This is a genomic window from Kitasatospora sp. MY 5-36, from assembly GCF_001182915.1.
Lineage (GTDB): Bacteria > Actinomycetota > Actinomycetes > Streptomycetales > Streptomycetaceae > Kitasatospora.
On the sequence record NZ_LFVW01000561.1, the window covers coordinates 1 to 7713 of the forward strand.

Consider the following 7713-nt stretch of genomic DNA (forward strand, 5'->3'; position numbering starts at 1 on the left):
CGGTCCGGCGCCTGGTGCGCCCGGGCGCCGGTACGGACGGCGGCGCCGAGCATCGAGCCGAGCAGCAGGGTCAGGCCGACGACGACCGTGGTGACCACGGTGCCGCGGCGCAGCACCCGGCGGCGCAGCGCCCCGGGCGCGTCCGCGCCGTACCGGCGCCAGGCCTCCAGGCTGAGCCGCCCGTCCAGCGAGGCGAACGGCGCCCCGGCGATCAGCAGCGGGCTCCACGCCGCGAGGAAGATCAGGTCCGGGGTGTCGTAGACCGGGACGGCCCGCCAGCTGACGGTGAACAGCAGCGCGGCGGAGAGCGCCATCGCGGCGCCGGCGGCGAGCCGCTGCCAGAGGCCGAGGACGGTCAGCACGCCGACCACGATCTGGGTGAACGACACCACCAGGCCGGCGCCCACCGGGTGCGCCATGGCGAAGGCCAGCAGCGGTTCGGCGACCTTCCAGGGGTGCAGCGAGGAGAGCCAGCGCATCATCGAGCCGCGCTCGCCGCCGTCGAAGTACACCGGGTCGCAGAGCTTGCTGAACCCGGCGTAGACGGAGAGCGAGCCGAGGACGGCGCGCAGCGGCAGCAGCACCAGGCCGAGGTCGACCCGGCGGCCCGGGTACCAGGGCTGCCTGCCTGCGGCGTCGACGGCGGAGACCTCGGGCAGTTCGCCGCTCGGGGTCCAGCCGTGCGGCTCGCCGACCGGGCCGACGCCCGCGTCGGTGGCGGTGCCGGCGCCCTCGCGGGGCTGGCGCGGGAGGGTGCGGGCGCCCGCGAGGGAGGGGAGCGCCTGGGTGTCCGCCTCGATCAGGCGGACGCCGCCGACCGGGGTGCCGCCGGGGCGCACCGCCTCCAGCAGCCGGGTGGCCGCGAGGTCCCCGGGGGGCGCCTGGCCGGTCCAGGTGACGGCGGTGACCCGGCCCTTGCGGCGCGGTGCGCCGCCGGCCCCGGCCCCGGCCAGCGCCGGGACGGCGGAGGAGGGCACGACGACCTGCGGGGTGACCAGCGGACGGCGGATCAGGCCCTGGTTGGCGTACGGGTCGCCGAATGCGGCACCGGTGGACAGCAGTCCGGCCGGGGCATCGATCAGCGGCGCCACCGGGCCGCCGAGCCGGAGCCGGAAGCTCGCCTGGGTGCTGCTGAGCCGCGAAGGGTCCGACTCCACCTTGACGGTGTTGAGGCCGGGGCCCGCGTCTATCCCGGTGCTGCCGTCGCCGAACAGGGGGCGCCGAGGTGTTCTGGTGTCCACGCCCGTCTAACCGGGTGACGCCCGCTTAGGACACTCTCCCGGGTGGATGTCCGGCGCACACTTGAAGTGATCATGAAAAAAGCGATCGGGCCCGGTCGGGGCCCGATCGCCTTCACTCGGATTGCGGGGAATTCGGAAGATCTCCTGCGCGCCGCGACCCGGCCGTGCTCAGCGCTTGGCGCGCAGTCGCGCGGCCTCGTACAGCACGATGCCCGCCGCGACACCGGCGTTCAGCGACTCGGTCAGGCCGGACATCGGGATCCGGACCCGCATGTCGCAGGTCTCCGAGACCAGCCGGGACAGGCCCTTGCCCTCGCTGCCCGCGACGATCACGACCGGACCGGTCAGCAGCTCCAGGTCGCCGATCTCGGCCTCGCCGTCGGCGGCCAGGCCGACCACCATCAGACCGGCCTTCTGGTAGGCCTCCAGGGTGCGGGTCATGTTGGTGGCCCGGGCGACGGGCAGCCGGGCCGCGGCGCCGGAGGAGGTCTTCCAGGCACCGGCGGTCATGCCGGCCGCGCGGCGCTCGGGGATGACCACGCCGTGCGCGCCGAAGGCGGCGGCCGAGCGGACCACGGCGCCCAGGTTGCGCGAGTCGGTCACGCCGTCCAGCGCGATGATCAGCGCGTCCTGGCCCGCGTCGGCGGCGTCGACCAGCAGGTCGTCGGGGTGCGCGTACTCGTACGGCGGCACCTGGAGCACCAGGCCCTGGTGGTTCATCCCGCCGGTCATCTGGTCCAGCTGGGGCCGCGGGGCCTCCATCAGCGGGATGCCGCGGTCGTTGGCGGCCTGGAAGGCGTCGCGGACCCGGTCGTCGGTGTCGATGAACTGCTGGACGTACAGCGCGTTGGCCGGGACGTCGCCCTGCAGGGCCTCGACCACCGAGTTGCGGCCGAAGACCAGCTCGGCGCTGCCCGCGCCGCCGCGGCCACCGCGGCCGCCGCCGCCGGCCCGGCGCATGCCGGCCCGGGCCTTGGCGTCCCGCTCGCGCTTGATCGCGGCGTTGGCGGCGCGCTGCTTCGGGTGGCCCTTGCGCTCCGCACCGGGCGGCGTCGGGCCCTTGCCCTGGAGCGCCTTCCGGCTGTGGCCGCCGGTACCGACAGACGCGCCCTTCTTCGATCCGGGGTTGCGACGGTTCCTGCGTGCACTGTTGCCGGCCATGGCTGTACTTCCTGTCTGTCCGGCATGCCCCGGCCGTCCCGGTCTGCCCGGTGGCGGCCGACGGCATGCGCTACGTCATGCGGGAGGGCCGCACCGGTCCGGTACGGCCCACCCATCACCCCGATCGTCGGATGGGGTTACTGGCTGTTGATCGTCCAGCGCGGGCCGGACGGGGTGTCCTCGATGGCCAGCCCGGCGAGGCCGAGCTGGTCGCGGATGGCGTCCGCGGTGGCGAAGTCCTTGCGCTCGCGCGCGGCCTGCCGCTGGTCCAGGACCAGACGGACCAACGAGTCGACCACTCCGTGGAGGTCCTCGCCGCGCTCCGTCCCGGCCCAGTGCGGGTCGAGCGGGTCGAGGCCCAGTACACCGAGCATCGCACGGACCTCGGCCAGTCGCGCCACCACGCTCTCCTTGTCGTCCGCGTTCAGGGCGCTGTTGCCCTGGCGGACGGCGGTGTGCACGACGGCCAGCGCCTGCGGCACGCCGAAGTCGTCGTCCATCGCCTCGGCGAAGGCCGGCGGCACCTCGGGCGCCGCGTCGACCGTGCCGCAGCGCTCGACGGCGCGCTGGATGAAGCCCTCGATCCGGCCGAAGCCGGCCTCGGCCTCGCGCAGCGACTCCTCGCTGTACTCGATCATCGAGCGGTAGTGCGGGGCCGCCAGGTAGTAGCGGAGCACGATCGGCCGCCACGCCCGGACCATCTCGGAGACCAGCACCGAGTTGCCCAGCGACTTGCTCATCTTCTCGCCGGCCATGGTGACCCAGGCGTTGTGCACCCAGAAGCCGGCGAAGTCGTCGCCGTAGGCCTTGGACTGGGCGATCTCGTTCTCGTGGTGCGGGAAGATCAGATCCAGCCCGCCGCCGTGGATGTCGAAGGCCGCGCCCAGGTACTTGTGGGCCATCGCCGAGCACTCCAGGTGCCAGCCCGGACGGCCGCGGCCCCACGGGGTCTCCCAGCTCGGCTCGCCCGGCTTGGCGGCCTTCCACATCGCGAAGTCGCGCTGGTCCCGCTTGCCGGTCTCGCCCTCGCCCTCGGGCTGGCGCAGGTCGTCCAGCTTCTGGTTGGAGAGCGCCAGGTAGTCGGGGTACGACCGCACGTCGAAGTAGACGTTGCCGTCGGCCGCGTAGGCGTGGCCCTTCTCGATGAGCCCCTGCATCATCGCGATCATCTCGGGGATGTGCCCGGTGGCCCGCGGCTCGACCGTCGGCCGCAGGCAGCCGAGCGCGTCGTAGCCGTCGTTGAAGGCGCGCTCGTTCTCGTAGGCGATCTGCCACCACGGCGTGCCGAGCTCGCGCTCCTTGGCGATGATCTTGTCGTCGATGTCGGTGACGTTCCGGGCGAAGGTCACCTGGTAGCCGCGGTAGGCGAACCACCGCTGCATGAGGTCGAAGTTGAGGTACGACCGGATGTGCCCGATGTGTGGCGCCGACTGAACGGTAGCGCCGCACAGGTAGATCGAGACACAACCCGGTACAAGCGGGACGAAGTCGCGTACCTGGCGGGTGCTGGTGTCGTACAGACGAATGCTCACAGCGTCAAGCGTAGTGGGCACCGGGGGGTGCCCCGCCACATTCCCCGGGACAACGGGGGCGTGATCCCGGGGAAACGGCGGGACGCGGACGGGACTCAGATGTTGCCGAGCACCTTGTCCGGGGAGATCCGGACGACCACCCGGACCGCCTCCGGGCCGTCGAAGGTGTAGTCCTTGCCCAGGTACTTGCGGGACAGCTCGTCGATCAGCTCCCGGCCGCCCTCGGTGGTCAGCGTCGCCTCGCCGCGCGCCTCGAAGTACTCGTACGGGTTGTCCTTGTCGTTGATGACGAGGGACACCCGCGGGTCCCTGACCAGGTTGAGGTGCTTCCGGCGGCCCTCGACGGTGGAGAACAGGATGTCGTCGCCGTCCCGCTTGACCCAGACCACGGAGGCCTGCGGGCCCCCGTCGGGCTGGATGGTGGAGACCACGGCGAAGCTCGTGCTGTCGAGCAGTTCCTTGACCTTGTCCGCAAGTTCGACACCCATCGGAAACCCCTTCACGTCGGCGTTCGGCCCGAGCGGAAGCCCCGTCCGGGCCCGAGCCGAACACTAGCGACTCGGGCCCCGGGAACACCCGGTGAACACCCGTCAGGTCCGGGTTGTTCCCGACCGCTCACCGCGACCGGCTCAACGCCGTTCGTACACCAGGGCGGTGGCGATCGCGGCCAGGCCCTCGGCCCGGCCGGTCAGCCCCAGCCCGTCGGTGGTGGTGCCGGAGACGGACACCGGGGCGCCGACCGCCTCGGACAGCGCGGCCTGCGCCTCGGCCCGCCGCTTGCCGATCTTCGGCCGCACGCCGATCACCTGGACCGCCACGTTGCCGATCTCGAAGCCCGCCTCGCGGACCAGCCGGGCCGCCTCGCCGAGCAGCTTCGCCCCGGACGCGCCGGCCCACTCCGGGCGGTCGGTGCCGAAGTGGGCACCCAGGTCGCCGATCCCGGCGGCCGAGAACAGCGCGTCGCAGGCGGCGTGCGCGGCGACGTCGGCGTCCGAGTGCCCGGAGAGGCCGACCTCGGCGTCCGGCCAGTCCAGCCCGGCCACCCGGAGCGGGCGGCCGGCCTCGAAGGCGTGCACGTCGGTGCCGATCCCCACGCGGGGGATCACGGGGGTCTGCGGGTCAGTAGGCATCGGCGGCCCTCCTGCGGGCGAGTACGGCCTCGGCGAGCACGAGGTCCAGTGGACGGGTGACCTTGAACGCCTCCTCGTGGCCGGGCACCACGACGACCCGGCCGCCGTAGCGCTCCACCAGGCCGGCGTCGTCGGTGACCGGGGGCGCGTCGGCGGTGCCCGCGCTCTCCTCGGCCAGCGCCTTGGCGTGCACCTCGACCAGGGTGGCGCGGTCGAAGCCCTGCGGGGTCTGCACCGCGCGCAGGGTGGCGCGCTCGGGCGTGTCGAGCACCGGCTCGGGGCCGCCCGGGTTCGGCTCGACCCGCTTCACCGTGTCGGCCAGCGGCACCGCGGGCACCACCGCCCGCGCCCCGGCCCGGACGGCGGCCGCGACGGCGTCCACCACCTCGACCGGGACCAGCGGGCGGGCCGCGTCGTGCACCAGCACGATCCCGACCTCGTCCGGGATCGCGGCCAGGCCCAGCCGGACCGACTCCTGGCGGGTCGCCCCGCCGGCCACCACCCGGATGTCCTTGTCGTCCAGCCCGTGGCTGTCCAGCAGGGCGACCACCTCGGCCACCCCGTCGGCGGGCGCGGCGACCACGACCAGGCCGACCGCCCGACTGCGGGCCAGGGCCCGGACGGCGTGCACCAGGAGCGGCACGCCCCCCAGTTCCCGCAGGGCCTTCGGGGCCCCGGGCCCCAGCCGCTCACCCCGTCCGGCGGCGGGCACCACTGCTGCTGCGACTGCTCCTGACGCGTTCAGGTTTCACTCCTTCGGCGAAGTGGGTATGGCCATGGCGTGCCCGGCGGGCGCACCGGGCCCCTTCCGAAGAACCACGGTCCACCGTCCGCCGCACAGCTCCGCAAGTTCCGCGCAACGGTTCCGCGCAAGAACGGGTGCGGAAACGGTCTTGCAGGCCTGGGCCGGCTCGGGCGGGTGGCGTGGTCCGGACATGCCTCAGCGCCCGGAGTGCCACTGCACCACTCCCGGACGATTCGTCCGAGGAGTGGCGCGCCGGCACCGGGCGCTGTGAGCGTTGGGCGGCAGCCCGACCGCACTGCGGTGGCGCGCTACGAGGCGAGGACCTCGTCGAGCAGCGTCTCCGCCTTGTCCTCGTTGGTGTTCTCCGCCAGCGCGAGCTCGCTGACGAGGATCTGGCGCGCCTTCGCGAGCATCCGCTTCTCGCCGGCCGAGAGGCCGCGCTCGCGCTCGCGGCGCCACAGGTCGCGGACGACCTCGGCGACCTTGATGACATCACCCGAGGCGAGCTTCTCCAGGTTCGCCTTGTAGCGACGGGACCAGTTGGTCGGCTCTTCCGTGTACGGTGCCCGCAGCACCTCGAAGACCCGGTCCAGACCCTCCTGGCCGACTACATCGCGCACACCGACGAACTCCGCGTTCTCGGCGGGCACGCGGAGCGTCAGGTCTCCCTGCTGCACCTTGAGCACCAGGTAGGTCTTGTCCACACCTTTGATCTGGCGAGTTTCGATGGCCTCGATCAGCGCGGCCCCGTGATGGGGGTAGACCACCGTGTCGCCAACCTTGAACGTCATGTGACAGGACCCCTTCCGTGGCTTTCCAGAATAACACGCTTCTCGGCCCACCCGAAGGGCGTTTTCGCAGGTCAGGGCCGGTCTCGGGGCTTGACAAGGACCCCCATGACGTGCTGCGACCGGTGTTCGAGAGGGGCTTCCCGCAGGTCGGAGGCGGTTCCGGGGTTCGACGAAACCCTTGCGCAACACCCCCGCAACCATGATTGGATCTTGAGCTTTCACCCCTTTTCGAGTCGCGGCCGAATCGTTATTCGATCTTGGTCGAACCTTGTCCTCCGCGTGACCCGGACATGTCGACGTACCGCCGGACGCACCCCCGGCGTACGGCCGGACGGCCCCCGGCGGCCCCCGGGAGTGCGACACGGGGACCACCCCGTGAGGAGCGCATAAGCGAGGTCGATAATCTGAGACCTGACCACCCGACACGTGACCTAGGGAGAAGCCGCCGCCGTGAGCCGCAGCCTTCGACGCGGCAGCATCGCCGCCCTCGCCGCCATCGCCATCGCCTCGCTGTCCTCCTGCGCCGCCGGCAACACGCCGGACACCCTGCAGATCAAGCCGGACAACGCGGCGGCGACCCTCGGAACGAACCTCCGGCTGAACAACATCGTGGTCGTCACCGGGGAGGGCGCCTCGGGCGACCACACCGGTCCCGCCAACGTGGTCGTGAACATCGCGAACACCGCGGACGCCCCGGCCGAGCTCCAGTCCGTCACCGTCGGCGGTGCCGCCACCACCTTCGCGGACGCCGCCGGCGCTCCGCTGTCCGGCATCGTCGTCCCGGCCCGCGGCGCGGTGGTGATCGGCGGCCAGGGCAACCCGTCCGCCACCGCCGCCTCCGCGACCGTCCACGTCGGCGGCTTCGCCCCGACCGTGTTCACCTTCAAGGACGGCCAGAAGGTCGAGGCCCAGGCCGCCGTGAGCCCGGACTCGGGCGCAGACGGCCGCGGCCTGTACAAGGGCTTCGGTCCGACCCCGTCGCCGACCGCGACCCCGGCCAAGACCACCACCCCCGGTGCCGCCACCCCCGGTGCCACCGCTCCGGCCCCCGGCGCCACCACCCCGGGCGCGCCGGCCACCGGTGCCGCCGTCCCGGCCGGCACCACCGCCCCG

The 7713-nt window shown here is 72.9% G+C and carries 8 protein-coding genes; 1 reads left to right on the forward strand and 7 read right to left on the reverse strand.

Annotation, left to right across the window (positions count from 1 at the left end; genetic code table 11):
* The 7 genes from AE652_RS30050 to AE652_RS30080 all read right to left on the reverse strand — a co-directional run.
* On the reverse strand, nucleotides 1-1241 hold a 1241-nt coding region (locus tag AE652_RS30050; protein WP_049657175.1), incomplete at its 3' end, for a DoxX family membrane protein.
* Between the two features lie 168 nt (nucleotides 1242-1409).
* Complete coding sequence (gene rlmB / locus AE652_RS30055; protein WP_049657177.1) at nucleotides 1410-2402, reverse strand: 23S rRNA (guanosine(2251)-2'-O)-methyltransferase RlmB; 993 nt, start codon at nucleotides 2400-2402, stop codon at nucleotides 1410-1412.
* Nucleotides 2403-2539: 137 nt separating this feature from the next.
* Nucleotides 2540-3934: a cysteine--tRNA ligase gene (gene cysS, locus AE652_RS30060; protein ID WP_049657179.1), complete on the reverse strand. Its 1395-nt coding sequence runs from the start codon at nucleotides 3932-3934 to the stop codon at nucleotides 2540-2542.
* A 95-nt stretch (nucleotides 3935-4029) separates the two neighbouring features.
* Entirely contained in the window at nucleotides 4030-4422 is a 393-nt protein-coding gene (locus AE652_RS30065; RefSeq protein ID WP_049657181.1) for a PPOX class F420-dependent oxidoreductase, read from the reverse strand.
* A gap of 141 nt (nucleotides 4423-4563) precedes the next feature.
* On the reverse strand, nucleotides 4564-5064 hold the full coding sequence (gene ispF, locus AE652_RS30070; protein WP_049657183.1) for a 2-C-methyl-D-erythritol 2,4-cyclodiphosphate synthase: 501 nt from the start codon (nucleotides 5062-5064) through the stop codon (nucleotides 4564-4566).
* Nucleotides 5054-5809, reverse strand: a complete 756-nt coding sequence (gene ispD, locus AE652_RS30075; protein WP_074001725.1) for a 2-C-methyl-D-erythritol 4-phosphate cytidylyltransferase — start codon at nucleotides 5807-5809, stop codon at nucleotides 5054-5056. The genes ispF and ispD overlap by 11 nt, the downstream gene beginning before the upstream one ends.
* A gap of 308 nt (nucleotides 5810-6117) precedes the next feature.
* Complete coding sequence (locus AE652_RS30080) at nucleotides 6118-6600, reverse strand: CarD family transcriptional regulator (protein WP_014136563.1); 483 nt, start codon at nucleotides 6598-6600, stop codon at nucleotides 6118-6120.
* Between the two features lie 450 nt (nucleotides 6601-7050).
* On the opposite strand from AE652_RS30080, the gene AE652_RS30085 reads away from it, so the two are divergent.
* A partial coding sequence (locus AE652_RS30085) for a hypothetical protein (RefSeq protein WP_049657186.1) occupies nucleotides 7051-7713 on the forward strand: 663 nt, incomplete at its 3' end.